This window comes from Hyphomicrobiales bacterium (assembly GCA_016710435.1).
Lineage (GTDB): Bacteria > Pseudomonadota > Alphaproteobacteria > Rhizobiales > Aestuariivirgaceae > Aestuariivirga.
On the sequence record JADJVV010000001.1, the window covers coordinates 2127890 to 2152858 of the forward strand.

The 24969-nt window shown below is 63.8% G+C and carries 25 protein-coding genes; 12 read left to right on the forward strand and 13 right to left on the reverse strand.

The features are described 5' to 3' along the window. Window positions 1-25 precede the first annotated feature (25 nt). Complete coding sequence (locus tag IPM06_10260; protein ID MBK8770799.1) at window positions 26-1162, reverse strand: ABC transporter substrate-binding protein; 1137 nt, start codon at window positions 1160-1162, stop codon at window positions 26-28. Between the two features lie 99 nt (window positions 1163-1261). Between IPM06_10260 and IPM06_10265 the strand changes: the two genes are divergently transcribed. Both IPM06_10265 and dusA read left to right on the forward strand, forming a co-directional pair. Continuing rightward, window positions 1262-2392, forward strand: a complete 1131-nt coding sequence (locus IPM06_10265; GenBank protein MBK8770800.1) for a LacI family DNA-binding transcriptional regulator — start codon at window positions 1262-1264, stop codon at window positions 2390-2392. 78 nt (window positions 2393-2470) lie between these two features. Continuing rightward, window positions 2471-3490, forward strand: coding sequence for a tRNA dihydrouridine(20/20a) synthase DusA (gene dusA, locus IPM06_10270; GenBank protein ID MBK8770801.1), 1020 nt, complete (start codon window positions 2471-2473; stop codon window positions 3488-3490). 24 nt (window positions 3491-3514) lie between these two features. Here the strand turns inward: dusA and IPM06_10275 are convergent, their stop codons facing one another. The 3 genes from IPM06_10275 to cobS form a co-directional block, all read right to left on the reverse strand. Beyond that, on the reverse strand, window positions 3515-3754 hold the full coding sequence (locus IPM06_10275) for a DUF1289 domain-containing protein (protein MBK8770802.1): 240 nt from the start codon (window positions 3752-3754) through the stop codon (window positions 3515-3517). Between the two features lie 88 nt (window positions 3755-3842). After that, complete coding sequence (locus IPM06_10280) at window positions 3843-4361, reverse strand: TIGR02281 family clan AA aspartic protease (protein MBK8770803.1); 519 nt, start codon at window positions 4359-4361, stop codon at window positions 3843-3845. A 94-nt stretch (window positions 4362-4455) separates the two neighbouring features. Next, window positions 4456-5316 carry an adenosylcobinamide-GDP ribazoletransferase gene (gene cobS / locus IPM06_10285; GenBank protein ID MBK8770804.1) on the reverse strand — a complete coding sequence of 287 codons (861 nt, stop codon included), beginning with the start codon at window positions 5314-5316 and terminating at the stop codon, window positions 4456-4458. A 45-nt stretch (window positions 5317-5361) separates the two neighbouring features. Between cobS and cobT the strand changes: the two genes are divergently transcribed. Beyond that, complete coding sequence (gene cobT / locus IPM06_10290) at window positions 5362-6378, forward strand: nicotinate-nucleotide--dimethylbenzimidazole phosphoribosyltransferase (protein MBK8770805.1); 1017 nt, start codon at window positions 5362-5364, stop codon at window positions 6376-6378. A 109-nt stretch (window positions 6379-6487) separates the two neighbouring features. Here cobT and IPM06_10295 read toward each other — a convergent pair whose 3' ends face one another. Next, a complete protein-coding gene (locus IPM06_10295; protein MBK8770806.1) occupies window positions 6488-7972 on the reverse strand; it encodes a HAMP domain-containing histidine kinase in 1485 nt (494 codons plus the stop codon). A gap of 158 nt (window positions 7973-8130) precedes the next feature. On the opposite strand from IPM06_10295, the gene IPM06_10300 reads away from it, so the two are divergent. Then, window positions 8131-9240 carry an Mrp/NBP35 family ATP-binding protein gene (locus IPM06_10300; GenBank protein ID MBK8770807.1) on the forward strand — a complete coding sequence of 370 codons (1110 nt, stop codon included), beginning with the start codon at window positions 8131-8133 and terminating at the stop codon, window positions 9238-9240. A gap of 128 nt (window positions 9241-9368) precedes the next feature. Beyond that, window positions 9369-10103 carry a hypothetical protein gene (locus IPM06_10305; protein ID MBK8770808.1) on the forward strand — a complete coding sequence of 245 codons (735 nt, stop codon included), beginning with the start codon at window positions 9369-9371 and terminating at the stop codon, window positions 10101-10103. Between the two features lie 95 nt (window positions 10104-10198). Here IPM06_10305 and IPM06_10310 read toward each other — a convergent pair whose 3' ends face one another. The 3 genes from IPM06_10310 to IPM06_10320 form a co-directional block, all read right to left on the reverse strand. Continuing rightward, entirely contained in the window at window positions 10199-10822 is a 624-nt protein-coding gene (locus IPM06_10310) for a glutathione S-transferase family protein (protein ID MBK8770809.1), read from the reverse strand. Window positions 10823-10891: 69 nt separating this feature from the next. Further along, window positions 10892-11908 (reverse strand): GTP 3',8-cyclase MoaA, encoded by a 1017-nt coding sequence (gene moaA / locus IPM06_10315; protein MBK8770810.1) that lies wholly within the window; start codon window positions 11906-11908, stop codon window positions 10892-10894. Between the two features lie 22 nt (window positions 11909-11930). Then, window positions 11931-12821, reverse strand: a complete 891-nt coding sequence (locus IPM06_10320; GenBank protein MBK8770811.1) for a LysR family transcriptional regulator — start codon at window positions 12819-12821, stop codon at window positions 11931-11933. Between the two features lie 115 nt (window positions 12822-12936). Here IPM06_10320 and IPM06_10325 point away from each other — a divergent pair, with 115 nt between their 5' ends. The 3 genes from IPM06_10325 to IPM06_10335 all read left to right on the forward strand — a co-directional run bounded on the left by IPM06_10325 (window position 12937) and on the right by IPM06_10335 (window position 16109). Beyond that, on the forward strand, window positions 12937-14223 hold the full coding sequence (locus tag IPM06_10325) for an aminopeptidase P family protein (GenBank protein ID MBK8770812.1): 1287 nt from the start codon (window positions 12937-12939) through the stop codon (window positions 14221-14223). Between the two features lie 96 nt (window positions 14224-14319). Continuing rightward, window positions 14320-15408 (forward strand): ABC transporter ATP-binding protein, encoded by a 1089-nt coding sequence (locus tag IPM06_10330; protein MBK8770813.1) that lies wholly within the window; start codon window positions 14320-14322, stop codon window positions 15406-15408. A 2-nt stretch (window positions 15409-15410) separates the two neighbouring features. Further along, complete coding sequence (locus tag IPM06_10335) at window positions 15411-16109, forward strand: DUF1194 domain-containing protein (protein ID MBK8770814.1); 699 nt, start codon at window positions 15411-15413, stop codon at window positions 16107-16109. 12 nt (window positions 16110-16121) lie between these two features. Here IPM06_10335 and IPM06_10340 read toward each other — a convergent pair whose 3' ends face one another. Then, window positions 16122-17573 carry an amidase gene (locus IPM06_10340; protein MBK8770815.1) on the reverse strand — a complete coding sequence of 484 codons (1452 nt, stop codon included), beginning with the start codon at window positions 17571-17573 and terminating at the stop codon, window positions 16122-16124. A gap of 85 nt (window positions 17574-17658) precedes the next feature. Between IPM06_10340 and IPM06_10345 the strand changes: the two genes are divergently transcribed. Genes IPM06_10345 through IPM06_10360 form a run of 4 tightly spaced genes read left to right on the forward strand, consistent with a single transcriptional unit; the run spans window position 17659 to window position 21511 of the window. After that, entirely contained in the window at window positions 17659-18252 is a 594-nt protein-coding gene (locus IPM06_10345) for a hypothetical protein (protein ID MBK8770816.1), read from the forward strand. Window positions 18253-18306: 54 nt separating this feature from the next. Further along, on the forward strand, window positions 18307-19593 hold the full coding sequence (locus IPM06_10350; protein ID MBK8770817.1) for an efflux RND transporter periplasmic adaptor subunit: 1287 nt from the start codon (window positions 18307-18309) through the stop codon (window positions 19591-19593). After that, the gene (locus IPM06_10355) at window positions 19590-20306 is read left to right on the forward strand and encodes an ABC transporter ATP-binding protein (protein ID MBK8770818.1); all 717 of its coding nucleotides are present in this window, start codon (window positions 19590-19592) and stop codon (window positions 20304-20306) included. Before IPM06_10350 ends, IPM06_10355 begins: the two co-directional genes overlap by 4 nt. Next, entirely contained in the window at window positions 20303-21511 is a 1209-nt protein-coding gene (locus IPM06_10360) for an ABC transporter permease (protein ID MBK8770819.1), read from the forward strand. The genes IPM06_10355 and IPM06_10360 overlap by 4 nt, the downstream gene beginning before the upstream one ends. Before the next feature lie 3 nt (window positions 21512-21514). Here IPM06_10360 and IPM06_10365 read toward each other — a convergent pair whose 3' ends face one another. Genes IPM06_10365 through IPM06_10380 form a run of 4 tightly spaced genes read right to left on the reverse strand, consistent with a single transcriptional unit; the run spans window position 21515 to window position 24966 of the window. Beyond that, window positions 21515-22354 (reverse strand): DUF937 domain-containing protein, encoded by an 840-nt coding sequence (locus tag IPM06_10365; protein MBK8770820.1) that lies wholly within the window; start codon window positions 22352-22354, stop codon window positions 21515-21517. Next, window positions 22351-22986 carry a hypothetical protein gene (locus IPM06_10370; GenBank protein ID MBK8770821.1) on the reverse strand — a complete coding sequence of 212 codons (636 nt, stop codon included), beginning with the start codon at window positions 22984-22986 and terminating at the stop codon, window positions 22351-22353. Before IPM06_10370 ends, IPM06_10365 begins: the two co-directional genes overlap by 4 nt. Then, a complete protein-coding gene (locus tag IPM06_10375) occupies window positions 22973-24349 on the reverse strand; it encodes an MATE family efflux transporter (protein MBK8770822.1) in 1377 nt (458 codons plus the stop codon). Before IPM06_10375 ends, IPM06_10370 begins: the two co-directional genes overlap by 14 nt. After that, entirely contained in the window at window positions 24346-24966 is a 621-nt protein-coding gene (locus IPM06_10380; GenBank protein ID MBK8770823.1) for an HAD-IA family hydrolase, read from the reverse strand. The genes IPM06_10375 and IPM06_10380 overlap by 4 nt, the downstream gene beginning before the upstream one ends. Window positions 24967-24969: the final 3 nt, after the last annotated feature.

The following is a 24969-nucleotide window of genomic DNA, read 5'->3' on the forward strand; positions in this document are numbered from 1 at the left end:
GCGGCAGCCGAGGTGGCAAGAGGGCCTACTGGTTTTCTTTCGTCTGCCCCATGATTTCCTGCGCCGTGAAGTTGATGCCGCAGGTGGGGAAGGCATTGCCGACGAAGAAGTTGTCGGACTGGTCGGGATAGTAGTCTTCGCCTTCCTTGAAGTTCGGGTCTTCCACAATTGCCGTGGGGAGCTTCACGGATTGCGGAACCACCTGTCCTTCAAGGGCAGCAATCGCCACCTTGATTGCCACCGCGACCTGTGCGGGCCCGGTGCCGGCAGACGAACACTTCAGGCCCTCGCCCGCATATTTGGCGCAGAACTTGCGAAATCCGTTTTCGGTTTCACCGCCGAAGGGCACGAAGGCGTGCTTCGCGTCCATCATCGCCTGCACAACGCCGGTGTCACCGCCTTGCGCCGTAATGCCATCAAAGGGGCCGTTGGTGGCGATTGCGTCGGCGCTCACTTTCTGTGCCACGCCGTCATCCCACTTGCCCACCACTTCTGTCACGTTCCACGTCTTGCCGGAAGCATCCAGCGTCTCGTGGATGCCGTTGTGGCGGTCGGTATCAACCGAGGTGCCGGCAACGCCGCGCACTTCCAGGACCTTGCCGCCATTGGGCAAGTGGCCGATGAGCCAATTCGCCCACAGCACGCCGAGGCCTTTCTGGTCCACGTTCACGTTGATGGCGTCCTGCGTGTCGAGGATGTTGTCGAAGGCGACGAGCACCACGCCCGCTTCCTTGGCGCGCTTGATGACGGGTCCGAAGGCCGTCGGGTTCTGCGCATTCACGACAATGGCGTCATAGCCGGCATCGATGAAGTTGTTGATGGCGGAGATTTGCGCCGGCACATCTTCGCCGGTGGAAACCACCTTGAACTCCTTCAGCTTCGCCGCAACTTCAGGCTGCGCCGCATACGCCTTCGCGGTTTGGATCATCTGGATGCGCCAGGTGTTGGCGATGTAGCCATTGGCAAGTGCGACCCGGTACGGGCCTTCCTTCTTCGGGAACTGGTAGAACTTCGTGTCGGCCGACCATGGCACCATGCAGGTGGGATCCGTTGCCGGTCCGCTCACGACCTCGGCAGCCTGCGCGGCTGGCATCGCTGCGGCCCATAGCGCCGCCGTGGCGGCCGCCGCCAGCAGCGGGCGGAGATAAGTTGACGTTTTCATGCGAGTTCCTCCCTGTCCTTTTCCAAGAACCATTTTGTTTCAATGCCGCACCTCGAAAGTGCACGGGGTGGTCTGTGCGGTTCAGTCACGTTAGCAGAGATGACAGCGCTGTCAATTGAACTGCTCTCACAGACGTGCCATACTCGGAAAGCCGCACATTTCCGTGATAGCGGATTGAATGGCGGGACGGGGAGAACGGCAATTATCCGCAGGAAATCCACCTTGGACGACGTTGCGCGGCTGGCACGCGTCAGTCCCATCACTGTCTCCCGCGCCATCCGCAATCCGCAGATGGTGTCCGAGGAATTGCGGCTGAGGATTGACCGCGCTGTCAGGAAACTGGGCTACGTGCCTGATGTGGCGGCCAGCCGACTCGCCTCCGCCCGCAGCCACGCCATCGGCGTCATCGTGCCCACACTCTACAATGTGATCTTCTCGGAATACCTCCAGGCCCTGCACGAGGTCTTCCTGCCCATGGGATTCCAGATCGTCGTGGTCAACAGCCGCTACTCCCAGGAGGAAGAGGAACGGGCGGTGCGCACTCTTCTTGGTCAACGCGTTGAGGCAATGATCATTGTGGGCGTGAATCACACGGAGACGACACGCCAGATGTTGGTTCGGTCGCGCATCCCCGTCATCGAGACCTTCCAGATTGCAGAGGATCCCATCGGCATCAATATCGGCCTTGATCAGGTGCGGGCCGGCCATGACGCAACGCGGGCCTTGCTCAAGGCCGGCTTTCGCCGCGTCGGGTTCATCTTCGGCATCCGGGACGAGCGCGCGGCAGAACGGCATACGGGTTACGAGCATGCCATGGCGGACGCAGGCCATACGACGGCAGGTCTGGTGAAATTCCTCACGCAGCCGAGCTCCGTGGCACTTGGAGCCCGCATCATGGGCCAATTTGCCGATGGCCCGTTTCCGGAAGCCGTGTTCTGCATCGACGACAACCTGGCGCTGGGTGCCATGCAGGAATGCCGCCGCTTTGGCCTGCGGATACCCGACGACATTGCCATTCTCGGCTTTCACGACCTCGAGTTCGCGGCGTTTGCCTCGCCTTCACTTTCGTCCATCGCCACGCATCGCTACGAAACGGGAAAGCTCGCCGCCGAACAGACCTTGCGCCTTCTCAACGGTACATCGGTCAAGGAACGCAAGGTGATGAACCTCGGTTACAAGCTCGTCAGCCGCCAGAGCACCCCAGTCATCTCGCTCGACGCGAGCGGCTGATTCCGGTTTGACCTGCCCCGTGTTCGCTCCAGGTCTTTCCACATTGAGCCGCATCCCCGTCCGCGCTAAGTGCTCGCCATGAACCAACACCCGACAGCATCCGGCACACGCGGCAAGACCTTCTCCGTCGCCCCCATGATGGACTGGACGGACCGGCATTGCCGGGTGTTCCATCGCGTCCTCACGCGCAGTGCCGTTCTCTACACCGAGATGGTGACGGCGCGGGCGGTGAAGCATGGCGACCGCGCGAAGCTCCTCGGCTTCGATGCGCGCGAACAGCCGCTCGTCCTGCAATTGGGCGGCAGCGAACCAGCGATCTTGGCCGAGGCGGCGAAGGTGGGCGAAGACTGGGGCTACCGCGAGATCAACCTGAACTGCGGCTGCCCGTCGGACCGCGTGCAGGGCGGAAACTTCGGCGCCTGCCTGATGGCGGAGCCGCATCTTGTGGCCGAGGGTGTGGCGGCCATGCGCGCCGCCGTCTCCATTCCCGTCACGGTCAAGTGCCGCATCGGCATTGATCAGCAGGATGAAGACGAAGACCTCCAGCGCTTCGTTGAGACTGTCGCAGCAGCGGGCTGCAGCACCTTCATCGTCCATGCCCGCAAGGCATGGCTGCAGGGTTTGTCACCCAAGGAAAACCGCGAAATTCCACCGCTCAACTACGCCCGCGTCTATCGGCTGAAACAGTCGCGGCCCGACCTCGCCATCCACATCAATGGCGGCATCAGTTCCGTGGCGGAGTCACTTGCGCATCTTGAGCATGTCGACGGCGTGATGCTGGGCCGTGCTGCCTACCAGGACCCGTGGCAACTCGCATCCGTCGATCATCTGTACACGGATCAATCTGCACCGGCTCTGGCCCGCCGCGATGCCGTGGAGGCGATGCTGCCCTACATGGAACAGCAGATGGGCGAAGCGCAGCCCTTGCACCGCATCACCCGGCACATGCTCGGCCTCTATCACGCCCAGCCGGGAGGACGCATCTGGCGGCAGATTCTCTCCACGGAGGGCGGGCGTCACGGCGCAGGGGTTGATGTTGTTCGCAAGGCCCTCGCCGCCGTCGATGAACAAGCCGCCCGCGTGGCCGAGGCGGCGTAGCGGCAGGCCGGTCGAAAACCGCGATCAGGCCGTTTCGCCCAGACGCCCGCGGCGGCCTCCACGGCGGGACTTGCGTTGGGTGAGGGTGGCGACGCGTGTGGGCAGGTCCGTCATCACGGTCCGGCGCTCCTCGGGGGAATAGCCCAGCCAGCTGCCGATTTCGCCGCGTGTGCGGCCGCAACCGATGCAAAAGCCGGTTTCGGGGTCAAGGACACAGACCTTGACGCAGGGGCTCTCCACGCCTGGGAATGCAGTGTCGTCCATCTGTCAAATGTAAGACGGTTCGCCCGCCCGCAAAGCCTCAATGCGGCATGATGAGGTTGCGAAGCGTCACGTTGCGGCGGCTTCGTGCTCAGTTCTTGAGCAGCAGAACGCCGTCGGTCACCGTGAAGCTCTTCAGCCGGGAGAGGAACGACATGCCCAGCAGGGTGCCATTCATCGCCCCTTCCTTGAGGACGAGGGCATCGACGTCACGCACCTTCACGTTGTCGATCATCACGTGGCGCAGTTTGACGCGCGCGGCGGTTCCCTCGCCGTTGGCGGTCAGGACCTTGACGGTATAGTCGAGCGAGTGCGGCTTCAGCCCCGCCTTTTCCGCATCCTGGTAGGAAAGCGCCACGGCCGAGGCGCCAGTGTCGACCAGCACATCGATATCCTGTCCGTTGATGTCGGCCTTGGTGATGAAATGGCCGCCGTTGCTTTGCTGCACCTCCGTCATGGCCATGAGTCGGAGCGGCGGCGGTTCCTTGGCGCGCGGCGCGAGGCCGGGCAGGCCTGCGGAAGCCATGAGGGCCAGCGCGAGGAACGCACTCGGCACGATGCTCGGCACACCGCCTGTCTGACCACCCGCCTGTGACAACGACCACCGCATGACGCACATACTCCCGAACCACACTTCCGGGAGCGACAGTATCGCGCGCGCACTTGGTCAACGGTTTATGAAGTGTTGCGACTTTGAGTCAGGGTTAACCACTCGTTGCCACGAACACCAGCAGCATGGCGAGTTCGCTCAACACCTGAACGGCGCCGCAGACATCGCCGGTCTGCCCGCCGATCATCTTCACGGTGAGGCGGCGCATGTAGGCTGTGACGGCGAGTCCCGCCGCCAGCGCCAGCAATCCGCTGGGCGGCGCCACCAGCAGGCCCGCCGCAAGGGTCAGCGCCGCGGCGGTGATGATGGCGAAGGCAGCACCATTGCGCCCCGGCGTGCCGGCGTGGACCGAGAGGCCATCACTCCGCGCCGGCCGTGTCGCCCACAGCAGGTCCACCATCAATGCGCGCGAAAAGGCGGCGCAAGCGGCCAGCACCGCGACGACGGCCAACGGGCCGAGGTCGGTCAGGTCTTCATAACAGGCGACCCGCAACATCATGGAAGCAATGAGCGCCAGCACGCCGTAACTGCCGATATGGCTGTCGCGCATGATTTCGAGGCGGCGTTCGCGCGACTTGCCACCGCCGAAGCCGTCGGCCGTGTCGGCGAGGCCATCCTCGTGCAACGCCCCCGTCACAAGGAGGCCAAGGCCCATCGCCAGCGTTGCCGAAACGAGCGAGGGCAGGCCGGCATAGGACAATCCGGCCAGCGCCGCGCCACCTGCCGCCCCGATCAGCGCCCCCGCCAACGGAAACAGCCGCATGCTCTGGGAGAGCGGCGGCGGATCGATAGTGTTCGCAAAGGGAACCGGCAGCCGGGTCAGAAACCTCAGGCTGTGGAGCAACTCCGCAAAGGGCCGGATGCGACCGCGGGGCGGTGTCGGTTCGGGTGGGGCGTCGGTCATGTCGTCTGGCGTGTCGGCGAATCCGTTGACGTGCGGGTGCGGCACGGCCAAGAACCGTCATCCGTCCCTCACCCTCAAAAGCACGAAATCACCCAAATGACTACGGCCCTCCCCTTCGACGACATCAGAAATCTGCTCAACTCAATGCCGCAGGCCGACAGTCGTGCGGTCGCCGCCGTCAAATCGCGCGATGCAGAACTCACCAAGCCGCCGGGCTCGCTCGGGCGGCTGGAGGAGATTGCATCCTGGATGGCAGCCTGGCAGGGCCGCGAGGTGCCCCGCATCGAACGCCCGGTGGTGGCGGTGTTTGCTGGCAACCACGGGGTGGTGGCGCAAGGCGTCGCCGCCTATCCGCAATCGGTGACGAAGCAGATGGTCGCCAATTTCCAGGCCGGCGGTGCCGCCGTGAACCAGATCTGCAAGACCTTCGATCTCGGCCTCAAGGTGTTTGAACTGGCGCTGGATCATCCCACCCGCGACATCACAGCCGATGCCGCGCTGGACGAGGCCGACTGCGCCGCCACCATGGCCTATGGCATGGAGGCGATTGCCGGTGGTTGCGACCTGCTCTGCGTGGGCGAAATGGGAATAGGCAACACCACTATCGCCGCCGCCATCGCCCACGGCCTTCATGGCGGAACGGCGGAGGAATGGGTGGGGCCGGGCACGGGCGTCGATGCCGAAGGCCTGAAGCGCAAGGCTGATGCCGTGCGCCGCGCCGCCCTCCTGCACAAGCCGCACCTGGGCGACCCCCTGGAAGTGCTGCGCCGGCTTGGCGGGCGCGAACTCGCCGCCATGGCGGGCGCCATTCTGGGCGCACGCATGCAGCGCGTGCCCGTCCTCATCGATGGCTATGTGGCAACGGCCGCCGCCGCCGTGTTGCACAAGGCCAATCCGTCGGCGCTCGATCATTGCATGGCAGGCCACGTCTCGGCCGAACCTGCCCATCGCGCCCTTCTGGCCAAGGTGGGCCTGAAGCCGCTGCTCGATTTGGAAATGCGCCTCGGCGAAGCCTCGGGTGCAGCACTTGCGGCGGGGATCGTGAAGGCCGCCGTCAACACCCACGCCAGCATGGCAACCTTCGCCAGTGCCGGGGTGAGCGGAAAGGCCTAGCGCAACGGACACTCAAGTGCGAAGCGGTTGAGTGTGAAAAGTTGCGTCACAAATTGGGATTTGCGCACAACGCTGACGCTCAGCTGAATCCAGCTGACCGCGCGGTGCGTCAGCCCGTCAGGCTGATCAGCTTGCGCTGCGTTTCGCTCGCGATGGTGGGCGAGGACACGAGGTCCTGCCTTGGACCAGAGAGCACGCGTGTTGCCGGGAAGGAGCAGATCACTTCCGTACCCTGGCCCACGTCCGAGACGATCTCGATTCTGCCGCCGTGCATTTCCATCAATCCCTTGACGATGGGAAGGCCAAGGCCCGCGCCGTCGATCGCCTTCTTGGCGGCAACGGAGCCGCGCGAGAAGGCGGACAGGGCGTGTTCGATTTCCTGCGCCGGAATGCCGGGGCCGTTGTCCTTGACGGAGAGGGCCACTGCACCTGCAGTCGTGCGCTTCACCGACATGACCACACGGCCCTTGGGCGGCGAGAACTTGATGGCATTGGTGAGAAGGTTGATCGCCACCTGGTTCACGGCACGCTGGTCGCACATGACCTTGGGCACATTGGGTTCAACCTGGATTTCGACGAAGGTGTCTTTTTCAGCCGCTTTCATGCCGAGCAGATGCTGGGCGTTCTGCAGCGCGGTGACGAGCGCCATTGGCTCTTCACGCAACTCCACGCGCCCCGCTTCGATGCGCGACAGGTCGAGAATGTCGTTGATGAGGCCGAGCAGGTAGCGGCCCGAGGTGTTGATGTCGCCGGCGTAGTCGCGGTAGGCGCGGTTTGCCAACGGACCGAACATCTCGCGCTCCAGCACTTCCGAGAAACCGAGAATGGCGTTCAGGGGCGTGCGCAACTCGTGGCTCATGTTGGCGAGGAAGGAGGACTTGGCGCGGTTGGCGTTCTCGGCCTTCTGGCGTTCCACATCGGCGCGGTCACGTTCGGCCTTGAGTTCCTGGATCAACCCGTCCTTCTGCTGGCGGAAGATAATCATGTCGCGCAGCGTATCCTGCAACTGCCGCGCCACGAAGAGGTAGAACACTTCGAGCGTGATGATGAGACCCGCCAGCGAGAGGTAGATGGCATTGCCTTCGGCAACGCAGCGCACGGCAACGCCAATGGTCATGACGCCCGTGCCCGCGATGAGCACCGGCATGAAGTTGGAAACGATGAGCAGCCGCACCACGCTCACCGCGATGATGGCCGCAACGAGGAAGGTGTTCTGCAAGCTGTCCGAATTCGGCCAGAAGAAGAACAGCGGCATAACCCAGAACATGCCCTGGAACAGTTCCGAGGCGGCGATCATGCCGATCCAGTCGCGCTGTTCCGGCACGTTGCGGGGCCGGGAGAAGTAGGACTTGCACAGATAGACCTGCACGGCCGAACAGCCGATGGCGCCCAGCGCCCAGGTAACAGCCGTCGTCCACGGCACCCAGAGGGTCACGGTCGCCGCCATGAACAGCACGAGAAGCGGCATCACCGGCGCCAGCTTCATCTGGTTGCGCAGGAAGATCTCGAGGAATTCGCCATGCCACGCCATATCGTCGATGGGGGCCTTGGCCGGTCCTGTGGGTGCTGATGTGAAACTGGTGGCGACGGTCATGTCTGTTGCTACGGGTTGATTCAAATCCACCGCATAGACTCCAAAGCCTAATTTCCGCTTTGCCGGGATTGTAAAAATTGAGTTAAGGCATGCGTAACGGGCAATTGCCGGATCATGCCCCCCGTGGCATGGAGCCCCGCATCATCATTGGACTGATCATGACAAGCCTCAGCAAAGACCGCATTCTCGACGAATTGAAACGCATCGCCGCCCCGGATGGCCGTGGCAACATTGTCTCCGCCGGGTTGATCTCCGACATTGTCATTGAAGGTGGCGTCGTCACCTTCGCGCTCTCGGTTGATCCCGCCCGCCTCAAGACCATGGAGCAACTGCAAACGGTGGTTGAGCAGGCGGTGGGCCGCATCCCCGGTGTGGCGAAAGCACGCGTGGTGCTCACCGCCGAGCGCCAGCCGGGCAAGCCTGCGGCCCCCGCTGGTGGCCCGCAGCAAAACCGGGCGGCTGGTGTTCCGGGCATCAAGCACCTCATCGCCGTTGCCTCCGGCAAGGGCGGGGTTGGCAAGTCAACGACCGCCATCAACCTGGCGCTTGGCCTCAAGTCCCTGGGGCTGCGGGTCGCCGTGCTGGATGCAGACGTCTATGGTCCCTCCATGCCCAAGCTCTTCGGCCTTACTGGCAAGCCCGAGGCCAGCAGCGCCGAAGGCAAGCGCATGAAGCCCATGTCGCGCTACGGCGTCGAAGTCTCCTCCATCGGCTTCCTCGTCGATGAGGACACGCCGATGATCTGGCGCGGCCCCATGGTCATGTCCGCCCTCACGCAATTGCTGCGCGAGGTGGAATGGTCAGAAGCCGACGTGATGGTGATCGACATGCCGCCGGGCACGGGCGATGCGCAATTGACACTGGCCCAGCAGACTCCGCTTGCCGGCGCGGTTATCGTCTCGACCCCGCAGGACCTCGCGCTGATTGATGCGCGCAAGGGCATCGGCATGTTCAAGCGCGTGAACGTGCCGCTTCTCGGCATCGTCGAGAACATGAGCTACTTCACCTGCAACAAGTGCGGCGAGCGCCACGACATTTTCGGCCACGGTGGCGCGAAGGCGGAAGCCACGCGCATCGGCGTGCCTTTCCTGGGTGAGGTGCCGCTCGACATGGACGTGCGTCTCCGCTCCGACGAGGGCCGCCCGGTGGTGGCCACGGCCCCCGAAAGCCAGCACGCCGCCATCTACCGCGACATCGCGCGGCAGGTCTGGGCGCAGCTTGAAGGCGGAAACCTGCAGAAGCCGGCCCCCCGGATCAGCTTCGAATGAATCTCTGTTAACCATTTTCCGGCTAGAACATTACATCTGTTCAAAGCCTTGGCCTTGCTGGTAGGGTATCCGGCGGGTCAGGGACGATGGGATGCGGCGCTGCCGGTCTCGTTTGTCGGGAGGGTTTAATGTCGAAGTTGATGCAGGTTTTGGGGATCATCCTTTTGGCGGCGGGCATTGCGCTTGCCATCCTGGGGCTGGTCAACCAGGCTCAATTGCAGGTGCGCGGCATCGAAATGGCCTCGGCCATCAATCTGATTATCGGCGGCATCCTGGCGATTGGCCTGGGTGGCGTCATTTCCGCCGTGGGTCATGCCCCCCACCACGCTGACGAATACGCCAGCGAGGAAGCAGCCCCTGCCGCCGAGCCGGAAGCACCGGCCGTGGTGGAAGCGGCAGCACCAGCAGAAAAGCCGGTAGAGACGGCACAGCCTGCGCGCCCCATGCGCTTCCCGAGTTTTGGCCGCAAATTGCAGGAAGCAGGCGCCGAGGCTCCCGCCGTTGCCACGGCAACTGTTGTCGCCACCACCGTTACCGAAGCCGCCGCAGCCCCGGCGCGCGCCGCAGAAGACGTTGTCACGCCCGCCGTCAAGGATACGATCGACGCGCTGGAGCAGGCCAAGACTGATCTGGAAAACGCTCTCACGGGCTCCGACTCCGTTGAAGACATGGCCTCAGGCGAAACTCCCGCGGCCGAGCCTGCCGACGGCGAACTCTACGTGGTCGAAGACAAGGTCATCCGCGGCCGCCAGTCCCGCATCCTGTCCGATGGCACGGTGGAAGCCGAAACGGACGAAGGCTGGATGCGCTTCGAGAACCTCGAACATCTCGACGAATATCTGGACGCGGTGGAGCAGGCATAACGCCAACACCGAATGATGAATTGAAATGGCCGGGACTGTCCCGGCCATTTTTTTGCGAGAAAGCGTGTCGCACCCGGCAAACACCATCCCGCCCGTCACGCCTTGCGCGGCATCAGGTCGTAAGGGTGTTTCCAGCCGGGGAGGGCGCGGATGCGGTCGAGCCAGTTCATCACGTGGGTGTGCTGCTCCAGGTCGAACGGCAGTTCATCGCCATAGTACAAATATCCGCACAGCGAAAAATCCGCGATTGTCGCGCGCTTGCCCATGATGAAGTTCCTGTCCGCGAGATGGGCGTTGACCACGGCGAGCGCCCCCAGTGCCCTCTTGCGCAGATACTCCGTGACTTCACCTTCCGGCTTCTTCGTCAGCGTGAGCAGGTAGCGGAGCGAGGCAATCGACGCTGTGAGCTTGTGATTGTCGAACAGCATCCAGCGCAGGATTTCGCGGCGCTCGTCCTCGCTCTTGGCGCCGAACTTGCGCGTGACCTCGGCGAGGTAGTCGAGGATGACACCGGACTGGCTGTAGGTGCGGTTCTCATGCTTCAGCACGGGCACTTCACCCATGATGTTCACATCGCGGCGAAAGGCATCGCTGCGCGTTTCACCGTTGAAGAAATCGACGAACACCGGCTCCCACGCCACGCCGCAGGCTTGCAGCATGAGCGCGGCTTTATAGGCGTTACCGCTCTCGCCAAAGCAATAGAGCTTGAAATTGGTCATGATGGCCCCCGTCCCAGAAAGGGAGACCGAGTGCAGCATTCCCGCAGGATTCGGGCAAGCGAGGATTGCTCACCCGCCGGTAAGGCTCATGTGCCGGGCGACGGCGGGCTTGTTGTGGCGGCGGTCGATGACGAAGTCGTGGCCCAGCGGCTTGCGCGCAATGGCCTCGACGATGGCGGCGCGCAGAAGCTCATTGCTCTCCGAGGCCCGCAACGGCGCGCGCAGGTCCGCCGCATCGTCCTGGCCGAGGCACATGTAGAGCGTGCCCGTGCAGGTGAGGCGCACGCGGTTGCAGCTCTCGCAGAAATTATGGGTGAGCGGTGTGATGAAGCCCAGACGCCCGCCCGTCTCGCGCACCGACACATAGCGGGCAGGGCCACCCGTCTTGTAGGGAATGTCGTCGAGGGTGAACTGCTCCATCAGCTTCGCCCGGACAACGGAAATGGGCAGGTACTGGTCGGTGCGGTCGCCGTCGATGTCACCCATGGGCATCGTCTCGATCAGCGTCAGGTCCATCCCCTCGCCATGGGCCCAGCGGATCATCTCGGGGAATTCCTGCTCGTTGAAACCCTTGAGCGCCACGGCGTTGATCTTGACGGCGATGCCCTGCGCCTGCGCGGCGCGAATGCCTTCCATCACCTTGGCGAAGTCGCCCCAGCGCGTGATCGCCCGGAACTTGTCGGGGTTGAGCGTATCGACGGAGACATTGATGCGCTTCACACCCGATGCCGCCAGTTCAGCCGCATGCCTGGCCAACTGGCTGCCATTGGTAGTGATCGTCAACTCTTCCAGCGCACCCGAACCGAGATGGCGGGAGAGGCTCTTCACCAGCGTCATGATGCCCTTGCGCACCAACGGTTCGCCGCCGGTGAGGCGGATCTTGCGCACACCGAATCCGATGAACTCGGAGCACAGACGGTCGAGTTCCTCCAGCGTCAGCAGGTCGCGCTTGGGCAGGAACGTCATGTCCTCCGCCATGCAGTAGGTGCAGCGGAAATCGCAGCGGTCCGTGACCGACACGCGCAGGTAGGTGACATGGCGGCCAAAGGGATCGATGAGTGGGGCAGAGGCGGTCATGGCGGTCATTTGGGCCTTCGCATGGGGAGGGTCAAGCCGCGGCTTCCTTCATCAGCCATGACTTGAATGCAGCGATGGCATCGGCGCGGCCCTCGGTGTTGAGCGGCTCCACCAGCCAGTAGCCCCAATCCTCGTTGATGGCCGTGCCCTCGAACAGGACGACAAGACGGCCCGACAGGACGTCGTCGTGGATGAGCGAGCGCGGGCACAGGGCAAGACCCTGGCCCGCCAAGGCCGCGGCCCGCAGCAGGTTGAAGTCCTCGAACACCGGCCCGCTTTCGGGATTGGCATGGCGGAAGCCAAGTTTTCGCATGAAGCGCTGCCAGCCCTGGCGGTCGGTGTCGTGGAGGAGCGGCGCATGCAGCAGCTGGTGCGATTTGTCGAAGGGCCCTTCCCGCGCGATCAACGCCGGGTTGGCCACCGCCACCGAGTCGCCGGCCAGGAATCGCGAGGCCCGCCCTTCGCCGGCGCCGCCCTCCTTGCCCCAGGTGATGGCAATGTCGATATCGTTGAAATTCAGCGGCTGCCCCGCCAGCAGGTAGACCACCTTCACCGGAACCTCCGGGTGATCCCGGAAGAACACATTGAGCTTGGGGATCAGCCAGATCGTCGCGATGGACGGCAGCACGGCGATGGTGAGCGTTGCTCCGGCCTGCGAGGCTTTCACCTGCCGGCAGGACTCCTGCATGATGGCAAAAGCCTCGGCCAAACCATTGGCCAGCATTTCGCCCTTTGCGGTGGGCACGGTCTGGCGGCCCTGGCGTTCGAACAGCAGAACGCCGAACCAGTCTTCCAGCTGCCGCACCTGATGGCTGACGGCGGATTGGGTGACGTGAAGATCTGTTGCGGCGCGGGAAAAACTGCGGTGGCGGGCTGCTGATTCAAAGCAGCGCAACGCATTGAGGGGCGGAAGTTTGGCCATGGAAACCCTTCTGAGACATGAGTTTCATTCATCATCTTAGTGAGGGAAGCTCCTTTGACACAAGCCTTTTGTTGCCGGAAACACAAAGGAAATTCATAAAGGAAACGTCACCATCATGGCCGCACTGGATCGCCCCGCCGTCGTCGATTATCGCCACAATGGCAAGAGCCCGAAACCCACATTTTCCGCAGCCGAGATGCAGCGTCGCCAGGATGCGGTGCGCGGCTGGATGGCCCGCGCCAGCGTGGATGCCTGCCTGTTCAGCTCGTATCACAACATCTGCTATCTCTCGGACTTCCTCTACTGCTACTTCGGCCGCAAGTACGGCCTGGTGCTGACGCAAACCAAGGCAACGAGTGTCACCGCCGCGATTGATGGTGGCCAGCCCGCCCGCCGCACCTTCGGCGACAACGTCACCTACACCGACTGGTCCAAGGACAATTACTTCATCGCCGTCCAGAACCTGATGAAGGGCGCCAAGCGCATCGGCATCGAGTTCGACCACATCAGCATCGACTTCCGCAAGATGCTGGAAGATGCGTTCCCGGGAGTTGAACTGGTGGATTGCGCCGCCCCCTCGCAGCGCCTGCGCTGGATCAAGTCGGACGAGGAGATCAAGCACATCGCCAAGATGACGCGCATCGCCGACATGGGCGGTGCGGCCTGCGTGGAAGCAATCGAAGTGGGTGCCCCCGAACACGAAGTGGCGCTGCACTCCACCGCCACCATGGTGCGTGAAATTGCCCGCGTCTGGCCCCATGCCGAACTCATGGACACCTGGACCTGGTTCCAGTCCGGCGTCAACACCGATGGCGCCCACAACCCCGTGACCTCGCGCAAGATCAAGCGCGGCGACATCCTCTCGCTCAACTGCTTCCCCATGGTCGCGGGCTACTACGTGGCGCTGGAACGCACGCTCTTCGCCGAGACCACCTCAAAGGAGCACATTCATCTGTGGGAAGTGAACTGCCACGTCCACGACGAGGGCAAGAAGCTGCTGGTGCCCGGCAAGAAGTGCTCCGACATCGCCAAGGAACTGAATGCGATCTATGCCGAGCATGACCTCCTCAAGTATCGCACCTTCGGCTACGGCCATTCCTTCGGCGTGCTCTGCCATTACTATGGCCGCGAAGGCGGTCTGGAACTGCGCGAGGATTGCGATACCGTTCTCCAGCCAGGCATGGTGGTCTCCATGGAGCCCATGATCATGATCCCCGAAGGCCAGAAGGGGGCCGGAGGCTACCGCGAGCACGACATTCTCGTGATCACCGAAAAAGGCAACCGCAACATCACCGGCTTCCCCTACGGCCCCGAACACCTCATCATTGGCGCCAAGAAGGCAGCCAAAAAGAAGGTGGCCAAGAAGAAGGTGGCCAAGAAGAAGGCAGGCAAGCGCAAGTAACCGGCAGGCGCGGGGGCTTTCCTTCTGCGCCGTGCTTGCTATGCTCTTTCCAAACAGGAAACGCAGGGGTCGTTCGTCGTGTCACATTCTGAAGCCATGGTTCGTTTCGTCAACGTGCAGAAAAGCTACGATGGCGAAACGCTGGTGGTCAAAAACCTCAACCTCGACATCGCCCACGGCGAATTCCTGACGATGCTCGGGCCCTCGGGGTCCGGCAAGACGACGACGCTCATGATGCTGGCGGGCTTCGAGCCCGCCACCCATGGCGAGATCTACCTGAAGGACAAGCCCATCAACAACGTGCCGCCGCACAAGCGCGGCATCGGCATGGTGTTCCAGAACTACGCGCTTTTCCCGCACATGACGGTGGCGGAGAACCTCGCTTTCCCCCTTGAAGTGCGCAATATCCCCAAGCCCGAGCGCGAGGCGCGGGTGAAGAAGGTGCTGGACATGGTGCAGCTGCCGCAGATGGCGAACCGCCGTCCCGGCCAGTTGTCCGGCGGCCAGCAGCAGCGCATCGCCGTCGCCCGCGCGCTGGTGTTCGAACCCGATCTCGTGCTGATGGACGAGCCACTCGGCGCCCTCGACAAGCAATTGCGCGAGCAGATGCAATACGAGATCAAGCACATCCATGATCGCCTGGGTGTCACCGTCGTTTACGTCACCCACGACCAGTCGGAAGCGCTCACCATGTCGAACCGCATCGCGGTTTTCAACGATGGCATCGTGCAGCAGCTCTCCACGCCCGCCGAGCTTTATGAGCGGCCGCAGAATTCCTTCGTGGCGCAGTTCATCGGCGAGAACAACAAGTTGAAGGGCACCGTTGCCGAGATCGGCGCCGATGGAACCTCACATGTGAAACTCGACAACGGCGAAGTGGTGAAGGCGCTCGCCGTCAACGTGAAGAAGGGCGACCGCACGCTCCTGTCCGTCCGCCCCGAGCGGGTCGAGATCAATCCGGGATCGTCGGCGGTCGATGGCCTGCTCAAGGGCCGCATTGCCGAACTGATCTATCTCGGAGACCACATTCGCGCCCGTCTGGAAGTGGCGGGTCATGATGACTTCATCGTCAAGGTGCCGAACAAGGCCAATACGGGTGGTGTGGACGAAGGCAAGACCGTTCATGTGGGATGGAAAGCCGCCGATTGCCGCGCCCTCGATTACGCCGAGTTCGCCTCCCATTAGCCGTGTTCGCGGCCCGGCCCACACGGCGTGTGTTCGGGGCGGGATTGCTGGCGGCGCTGGCTGCACCCTCTGCATGGGCGGATGCAGCGGCCGTTGACCTTGCCTTGGTGCTGGCCATTGATTGTTCCTACAGCGTGGACGCTCGCGAATTCCGCCTGCAGATGCAAGGCATGGGTGACGCGGTTGCCAGTGCGGAGATCTGGGAAGCAATCCAGAAGGGTCCGCTGCAACGGATCGCCCTCAGCGTTTTTCTCTGGTCGGACCTTGAGACCCAGGTGGTGATCCAGCCCTGGACCGTCATCGCAACGGCTGCGGATGCACAGCGCCTCGGCATCCACCTCGCATCCGCGCCGCGTTCGGCCGAGCAAGGGGGCACGGCCATTTCCGCCGCCTTGCTCTATGGCGGGGCGCTGATGGTGCTGGCCCCTCCGGCCACGCGCCGGGTGATTGATCTGTCCACGGACGGCCGCAACAACATGGGCCGCCCCGCTTACCGTGCCCGCGACGAAGTCGTCGCCCGCGGCATCACCATCAACGGCCTCGCCATCGCCAATGAATGGCCGACGCTGGATGTTTATCTCGAACGCCAGGTGGCGGGCGGCCCTTCCAACTTCGTCATCAAGGCCGACAGCTACGACGACTTCGGCGCCGCCATGCAAAGAAAACTCATCCGCGAAATTACCGGGCCGGGTGTGACATAACGTGCTGCTTCGTCAATATCCCGGAGGCGGGGTAAAACCGCCGAACTCCTCTTCGATCCACTCCGCCACCTTGAGGGACGACAGATCATTGTAGGCGCGCGTGATGATCTGCACGCCCACGGGAAGGCCCGCAGGAATAAGGCCGATGGGTGCGATGGTCGAGGGGAGGAAGAAGTTGCAGGAATATCCGGCCCAGAAACGCTGATCAATGGTCGAGACCATCTTGCCGTTGACGGGAATGACCCGCTCATGACGCTCGCCCACATGGTCATGCGGCCATGCGGCAGAGGCCGCGGCGGGACACAGCAGCACATCCCAGTCATCGAAGAAGGCATCCCACAGCAACGCCATCTGGTGACGCCGTTCGTTGGCGCGCAGCCAACCGCCGTGTGACAGCGCGAAGGCCCGCGTCATCAGCGGAACATAGGAGGTATCGGCCGCATCGAAGCCACGCGCCTTCTCCACCGCCGCAGTGATTTCCGCATCACTCATGCGCTTGGTCGCCGTGGCGCGCAGCAGGGTGATGTAGTTCTCGTAAGCCTCCTGGTCGCTGAAGGCAGGGGCAGCTTCGTATGAGAGCTTCTTCACTTTCTTCTTCAGGAACTCACCCAGCGCGATCAGGCGGTTCTGGTAGGACTGGTCCACATCGCTTGCGCGGCTGCTGAGCTTCACCGCCACGCGCAACTCCTTCAACGCCGTGAACCGCGGTTTGGGCAATTTCACTTGCAAGCCACGCGCCTCCAGCCCCTCCGTGCCCGCCAGCAATGCCATCATGGCGGTGAGATCTTTCGCCGAGCGTGCCAAGGGGCCGGCCACCGTGATGTCGCTGATCGATACGCTGCCCGGCATCAGATGGCCGCGATAGGGCACCACGCCATAGGTCGGCTTGTGGCCGTAGACGCCGCAGTAATGCGCGGGATTGCGGATGGAGGCACCGATGTCGGAACCGATTTCCAGCGCCGTCATGCCGGTGGCAAGCGCCGCCGCAGACCCGCCCGACGAACCGCCGGGCGTGCGCGTCACGTCCCATGGATTGTTGGTGGTGCCGTAGACCGCATTGAAACTCTGCCAGTCCGCCAGCCCCAGCGGCACGTTGGTCTTGCCATACATGACAGCCCCCGCATCCAGCATCCGCTGCAGGGCCACCGCATTGGTTTTCGGCACGTTGTTGACGAGTTCCGGATCACCCCACGTCGAGGGATGCCCCTCCCAGTCGAAGCTCTCCTTCGCCGTCATGGGAACGCCATCGAAGGGTGAGACAGTTTCGCCTGCCGCAATCCGCTTGTCGGCCGCCCGTGCGGCGCTCCGCGCCCGCGCCAGATCGGTGAGGATCACCGCGTTGACCTTCTCGTTGTGGCGGGCGTATTGCGTCAGGCATTCGCCCAGCAATTCCACCGCCGACAGCTTTTTCTTCTTGAGCATGCGGCCAAGCTCAAGCGCGGACTTGTAGACAACGTCGGACATGCAGGTTCCCCTTTGGGGCAAAGCCTATCGCGGGCCGCCGCCGCCTGCAATTGCAGCCGCCGCGGATTGCTCATAACCTTTCCGCATGTATACGCAGACTCACGTGATCATGGGCGCGGCCTTGGGCGGCCGCAAACCGCGGAACGCATTGGCTGGCGCGCTGGGAGGAATTCTCCCCGATGTGCCCATGCTGCTCACCCTGCTGGTGCTGAAGCTCGCCGCCATCCCGGACCCGATCATTTATGGCATCCTCTACTGGCAGGAATGGTGGCAGCGGGCCAATGCCATCGCTCACAATGTCTGGCTCTGGGGCGGCCTTCTGCTGCTCGCCGTCTGGCGGCGCGAACGCCTCGCCGAGACGGCGGAGGCCATCGACCGCTGGTCGGCCATCTTCGTCTTCGCCCTCTCGGGATTCATCCACACGCTGATCGATTTCCTCACCCACCGTGAAGATGCCCACATGAGCTTCTGGCCGGTGAGCCGCTGGAAGTTCATGTCGCCCGTATCCTATTGGGATGGCGCCCATCACGGACATGCCTTTGCTCTGTTCGAGGCAGCCCTGGGTCTGGCACTGGCGCTGCTGGTTTTCCGGCGCTTCGGAAATGGCCGGGTGCGGGCGGCGCTGCTGCTGTCCATGCTCCTGTACGGGGCCGTGCCAGCTTACTATATTTTCACCTGATGCGACGGAATAACCCCCCGCCGACCGTCTTCCGTACCTATATACGGTTGACCCATGAACGTGATGACACAACCCAGTCGCGCCGACATCGAGGAAGCGCTTGATCTCACTGCGGCCCGCAAGGGGCGCAAGTGGCTGCGCCGTGTTGTCTGGCTGTTCGCCGTCGCGGCGATCATGGTTGGAGCGGTGTATGGCTATCGCACCATGACGGCCTCCAACGCTGCCGTGGTCTACGATACGGTGGAGGCAAGAACCGCAGACCTCACGGTGACGGTGTCTGCCACGGGCACAATCCAGCCCATCACCCAGGTGGATGTCAGCAGCGAACTCTCCGGCGTGGTCCGCACCGTCGCCGTCGATGACAATAGCGCCGTGAAGGCGGGCGACGTGCTGGCCACCCTCGATACCGACCGCCTGCAGGCGCAAAAGGCGAAGGTCGATGCGCAAGTGGCGGCAGCGGAAGGCCGCCGCGACGAAGCGAAGGCAACCCTTGCCGAACGCCAGACTTTGGCGGAGCGCCAGGCCTCGTTGCGCAAGCGCGGGCTTTCCACCCAGCAGGACTACGACACGGCACTTTCCGCCGTCACCCGCGGACAGGCGGCAATCGCCTCGGCGGAAGCTGATGTGGCTTCGGCCCGCGCCGACCGCGCCATCATCGAATCCGATCTCAAGCGCGCGTCCATCCTGTCGCCCATCGACGGCATCGTGCTGAAGCGCGCCGTCGAGCCCGGCCAGACCGTCGCCTCATCGCTACAGGCCCCCATATTGTTCACCATCGCGCAGGACTTGTCGCGCGTGCAGCTTGAAGCCGCCGTCGACGAGGCCGACATGGGCGCGGTGAAGACGGGCCAGAAGGCCACCTTCAGCGTCGATGCCTATCGGGGCCGCGCCTTTCCCGCCGCCATTGAACGCCTCTCCTATGCCCCCGAAACGGTGGATGGCGTCGTCACCTACAAGGCGATCCTCTCCGCACCCAACGAAGATCTGGCCTTGCGTCCGGGCATGACCGCGACGGCCCGCATCGTCACCGAGGAATACAAGCAGGCCCTCACCGTGCCCAACGAGGCGCTGCGCTATCAGCCGCCGGTGGCCGAGGAATCCCGCGGCTTTTCCATCACCAGCATCTTCATGCCGCGCTTCCCGCGCGATCGTGGCAAGCGGGGCACGGCGCCCGATGGCGAGCGTGAACTTTATGTCCTCCGCGCCGGCAAGGCCGAGCAGGTCTCCGTCAAGGTGGGTGCCAGTGATGGCCGGAACACCGTGGTGCTCTCGGGCAATCTGAAGGAAGGCGATGCCGTCATTACCGGGCAGCACAGTGCCGCCGGGGCATCGTCGCGATGAACAGCTTTGACCCGCGCGAGAGGCCGCCGCTCATCTCGCTCCGGGGCCTGCGCCGCTTCTATGGTCAGGGCGCGGCCCGCGTGCATGCGCTGGATGGCGTTGATCTTGACATCGCGCCGGGTGAATTCATCGCCATCATGGGGGCGTCCGGCTCCGGCAAGTCCACCTGCATGAACATCATCGGCTGCCTCGACCGCCCGACAGCAGGGAGCTACGAGTTCAGCGGCGTGGACGTGACGCGCCTCGACAACGACGGCCGCGCTCTGCTTCGCCGCAACTATCTCGGCTTCGTCTTCCAGGGCTTCAATCTCTTGCCGCGAACGACAGCACTGGAGAACGTGGAACTGCCACTGGTCTATCGCGGCATGAAGCGCGCCGAACGCGAGCGCCGCGCCGCCGATGCCCTCAAGGCCGTTGGCCTCGAAGGCCGCGAAAGCCACACGCCGGGCGAACTCTCCGGTGGCCAGCAACAGCGCGTAGCCATTGCCCGCGCCATCGTGACCGATCCGCTGGTGTTGCTGGCGGACGAACCCACGGGCAACCTCGACTCCGCCCGCAGCCACGAATTGATGAAGCTCGTGACCGACCTCAACACGGCGCGCGGCATCACGGTGATCATGGTCACGCATGAAAACGACATTGCCGCCTATGCCGGGCGCAAGGTCGTGTTCGCCGATGGCCGGATCAAGAGCGATGTGAAGGTGGCGGCATGATCTGGGAATCCGTCAAGCTCGCGCTCCGCACCATCCGGCGCAACGTGCTGCGCTCCATCCTCACGCTGCTCGGCATCGTGATCGGCGTGGCGGCGGTGATCGCACTCGTCACCATCGGCGAGGGCGCCCAGAGCAAGATGACATCGGAATTGTCAAAGCTTGGCAGCAACATGCTGATCGCCCGCCCCGGCGCCCCCACGCCAGGTCCGCCCACGGGCGGCGAATCCCGTAGTTTTTCCGAGCGCGATGTGGAAGCGCTCCGCAACGGCCTCACCGGTGTCCGCGCCATGGCGGCGTCCTCCAGCAAGCAGGTCAAGGTGATCTACGGCACGGCAAGCCAGGACACGCAAGTCACCGGCACCGAGCCGAGTTTCTTCGATACGCAGGACTGGGCCTTCACCTCCGGTGGCACGTTCAGCGAGTCGGATGCGCGCAGCGGCACCGCCGTGTGCGTGATCGGCGCCACGCTGGTGCGCGAACTCTTCCAGGGCGAAAACCCGCTGGGCGGTATCATTCGCGTTGGCGCCATGCCCTGCGAGGTGACGGGCACGCTCGCCGCCAAGGGTCAGTCCGCTTTCGGCACCGACCAGGACAATACGGTGGTCATGCCGCTCCGCACCTATCAGCGCCGCATCGCAGGTTCGACCCGGATCGCGACCATCGCCGTCTCCGGCATCAATCAGGAGGTCTTGCCCGCGCTGCAATCCGCCATGGCGGAAATCCTGCGTGAAACACGCCGCATTGATCCGGGCGAGGAAGACGATTTCACCGTGCGCGACATGACCCAGATCGCCGCCGCCATGTCGTCCACCACCTCCGTGATGACGGGCTTGCTGGGCGCTGTGGCCGCTGTCAGCCTGCTCGTCGGCGGCATCGGCATCATGAACATCATGCTGGTGTCGGTGGCGGAACGCACCCGCGAAATCGGCATTCGCCTCGCCATCGGCGCGCGCGCCAACCAGGTGCTGCTGCAATTCCTTGTGGAGGCGATCGTGCTCTGCCTCATCGGCGGATTGATCGGGCTAGCGCTGGGTTATGGGCTGGCGGCGCTGGGGGCGCTCCTGCTTGGCATTCCCATGGGCTTCAATGTCACCATGGCCGCCGTGGCCGTGGTCTTCTCGGCAGTCATCGGCGTGGTGTTCGGCTTCTTCCCCGCCCGCAGCGCCGCCCGCCTCGATCCCATCGAGGCGTTGCGGCACGAGTGAGCCCTACCGCCGGCGGCGGATCGCGTCTTCCACGGAGTTGAGCAGGTCGTCACCGGCGTCACCGGATTTGGTGCCCTTGCCGAGCATGTCGTCCAGCGTCTTGCGGCCCCGTTCAACGCTGGGGGCGGGGGCTGCCCCGCCTCCGCCTGCGCCACCACCCAGGATGTCCTTGAGGATGTCGCCCATCTGGCCGGGGGGCATTTGCTTCACGATCACGCGGCCATTCTGCCCGCCCGCGAGAATGTCATTGAGAATGTCCTCCAGCGATCCGCCCGAAGGAGCGGCCCCGCGCGGCTGCGGGGCAGGGGCGGGCGCAGGCTCCGCCGAGGCGCCACCGCCCAGCACATCCTTCAGGATGTCGCCGATGCCGCCGCCGGACTTGCTCGAAGGCGCAGGCCCGGATGCCGATCCGCCCCCCAGGATGCCGCCGAGAATGTCACCCAGGCCGCCGCCACTGCCCCCGCCGATCTTCTTGGCCATCTGGCCCATGACGATGGTGGCAACGATGGGCAACAACTTTTTCAGCACCGCAGCACCGATGCCGGAGTTGAGCGACAGTTGCTGTGCCACCTCGCGGCTCGTGTCCTTGTTGCCGAAGATCTGGCCCAGCACATCATCGCCGCGGCCCTTGGCTGCATCGAACGAGACGGAACCCGGATCGTCAAGGGCCGCACCGAAGCCGCCGGTCAGCACCGAGCGCAGCATGTCCTGCAAGCCTTCCGGCGATTGCGCCTGCTTGCGCACCCCTGCAGCGACGACGGGCACGAGCGCATCAAGCGCCGCCCGCGTCTGTTCATCATTGAGGCCGAACTGGCGGCCGATGGCGGAAATATCCATGGTCATTTTCTCCCGGTCAGAATGTCCTTGAAAATGTCGTCGAGTCCCGGCGTGCGCTTGCGCCGCCGCGTGGTGGTGCGCCGCCGCGTCGAATAGGTGTAGCGCCGCCGCCGCCGCTTCGGCGCAAGCTGACGTTGCGCGCCCTGCATGAGACCCTTGAGCAGTGCCGCGATGATGACAGAGATGAGCCCGCCACCGCCGACGGAATCGGCTGCCTGTTGCGGCGTGCCTGACAACTGCACCGCATTGCTCGCGGCCAGCGTCGCCATCACGGCAGTGGCCGAAAGGGCCGCCGCTTTCTGCTGGCCAGCACCTTCCGCGCCCAGTGCCGACATGGCAGCGCTTTTCGACCCGTAGATTTCATCCAGGATCGCCGTGCCATCGGCCTGCGCCTCGCTGCCCGTCATGGCATCCGCATCGTTGAGGTCGGAGCTGTCGCCACCTTCCTCCAGCAGATCGAGCAGCGCCTCGAAGGCCTCGGCATCGGCGGCGGCCTTCGCCTTCAGCTTCGACGCAATCTCGGGCGCGAAGGAGGCGATGGCGCGGTGTGCTTCGACTTCGGAGAGGCCGCAGGCCTGTGCGGCATTGGCGTAGTAGCGGCCGCCCTGCGCGGCGGCGAGAATATCAGTGATGGCCATGGGCGTGGGAGGTTCCGGATTCCAGTCTGTTCACAATCCTAGCGGCCACCCATACGGACGCAATGCCAAAAACGATGGAACCCACGCCAATTGCCGCCATCATGCCTTCCACCGCCGCAAGCCTGCTGCCGACGATGGCGAAGGGAATGGTGCCGAGCGTCGCCTTGCCCCAGTTGAACCAGGTTGAAAGAGCAGGGCGCCCGAGGTTGTTGAACGCCGCGTTGGCAACAAACTGCGCGCCCGCGAAAGCCCAGGTGATGCCGATCCACGAGCAGAAGAAGATCACGATGGTGCGCGCTTCACCATTGAGGTGGAAGGCCGCGGCCACATGTTCGCGGAAGGCAAACAGGAGCGCCGATGTGATGAGCGTGTAGACAGCCGCGAACTTCAATCCGTCCCACAGTGTCTGGCGCACGCGGCCAAAATCACGCGCGCCGAAATTCTGCCCGATGATGGGACCAACCGCACCCGAGAGCGAGAAGATGATGCCGAACGCCACCGGCACGATGCGTCCGATGATGGCGGAGGCAGAAACGGCCTCGGTGCCGAAGGGCGCCACCGCATAGGTCGTGTAGGCCACCGTGAAGGGGGTCGCCAGTTGCGTGAGCATCGCCGGAAGCGCAATCGACCAGATTGTCCTGAAATCCCGCCGCAGGCCCTTGAGCGAGATGTGATTGAGGAAGCGGTGATGCACCGCGAGGCCGTGAATGCCGAAGGCCAGCGCGCAGGTGTTGGCGCAGACGTGCGCCACCGCCGCACCCTGGATGCCCCAGCCGAAATGGAAGATCATGATCGGATCGATGACGAGGGTCGCCGCTGCGGAACCCAGCGTCACGAACATCGCCCGTGTCGGACTGCCGATGCCGCGCAGGGCGAAGGAGCAGCACACCGCCGTCGCCAGCATGATGAAGCCGGGCGTGAGGATGCGGATATAGGACGTTGCCAGCCGCAGCGCCTCGCCCTCCGCGCCGAGGAACCGCATCAGCGGATCGGCGAAGATCGCTGCCAGCAGCGTGTAGGCGCCCGAGACAACCAGCGTGAAGGTGACGGAACTGGTGGCGAACTCTTTGGCCCGTACGGGATCGCCCGCACCAATATTGCGCGCCACGAGCGCTGCTGCTGCAATGCCGATACCAAGGCTCATGGAGAGATTGGCAAAGGAGAGGATGCCCGCAAAGCCGATGGCTGCCGTCACGTTCGTGTCGTTGAGAAGGCTGAGGTAGTAGAGGTCGGCAAGGTCGGCGCCGAACATGGTCATGAGACCGACGGCACCAGTCATCGTCATGATCACGACATGGCGCATGACGGATCCCGTGAGGAAGATGGCGCCCCGGCCCGAAGGCTTTGCGGTCGTGTCACTCACAGCTCAAACCCCAAGCGGCGCCCCTCGTCCACCAGCAGGGCGGGGTTGCGATAGTGATGCGCGGTGAGGCCCGCGATGCGCGCGCCCTCCACATTGGATTTCTTGTCGTCGATGAACCAGCACTCCGCCGCCTGGCGGCCCAGCGACTCCACCAGCTTCACGAAGCTCTTGGGGTCCGGTTTCTTGGTGCCGAATTCATAGGAGCAGAAGCGGTTGGGAAAGATCAGGGCCGCTTCCGGCAGCAGGCGGTGCAGGTTGTTTTTCACGATGGGCCCGTTGTTGGTGTAGATCGCCACGTCGGCTTGCGCCTTGAGCAGCGCTGCGACAACCAGCACTTCGCTGTTGGCGGTCATGGCGTGGCGGCGGGCATCCACCCATTCCGTTTCGCTGATCGGATAACCGAGCCGCGCCCCGAACTCCTGCAGGTACCCCGCCGGATCCGGATAGTCGCCCGCATCCGCGGCTTCCTCGAAGCCTGAATCCCACAGGGCGGCGCGCACGTCGCGCGCCGTGGTGTTGGCCAGCGCCGCAAGAAACCGCAGCCGCCGCCCAAGGTCGTAGTGGCAGAGCACGTCATCCATGTCGAAGATGACGAAGGAAGGGCGTGCTGCAGTCACGTG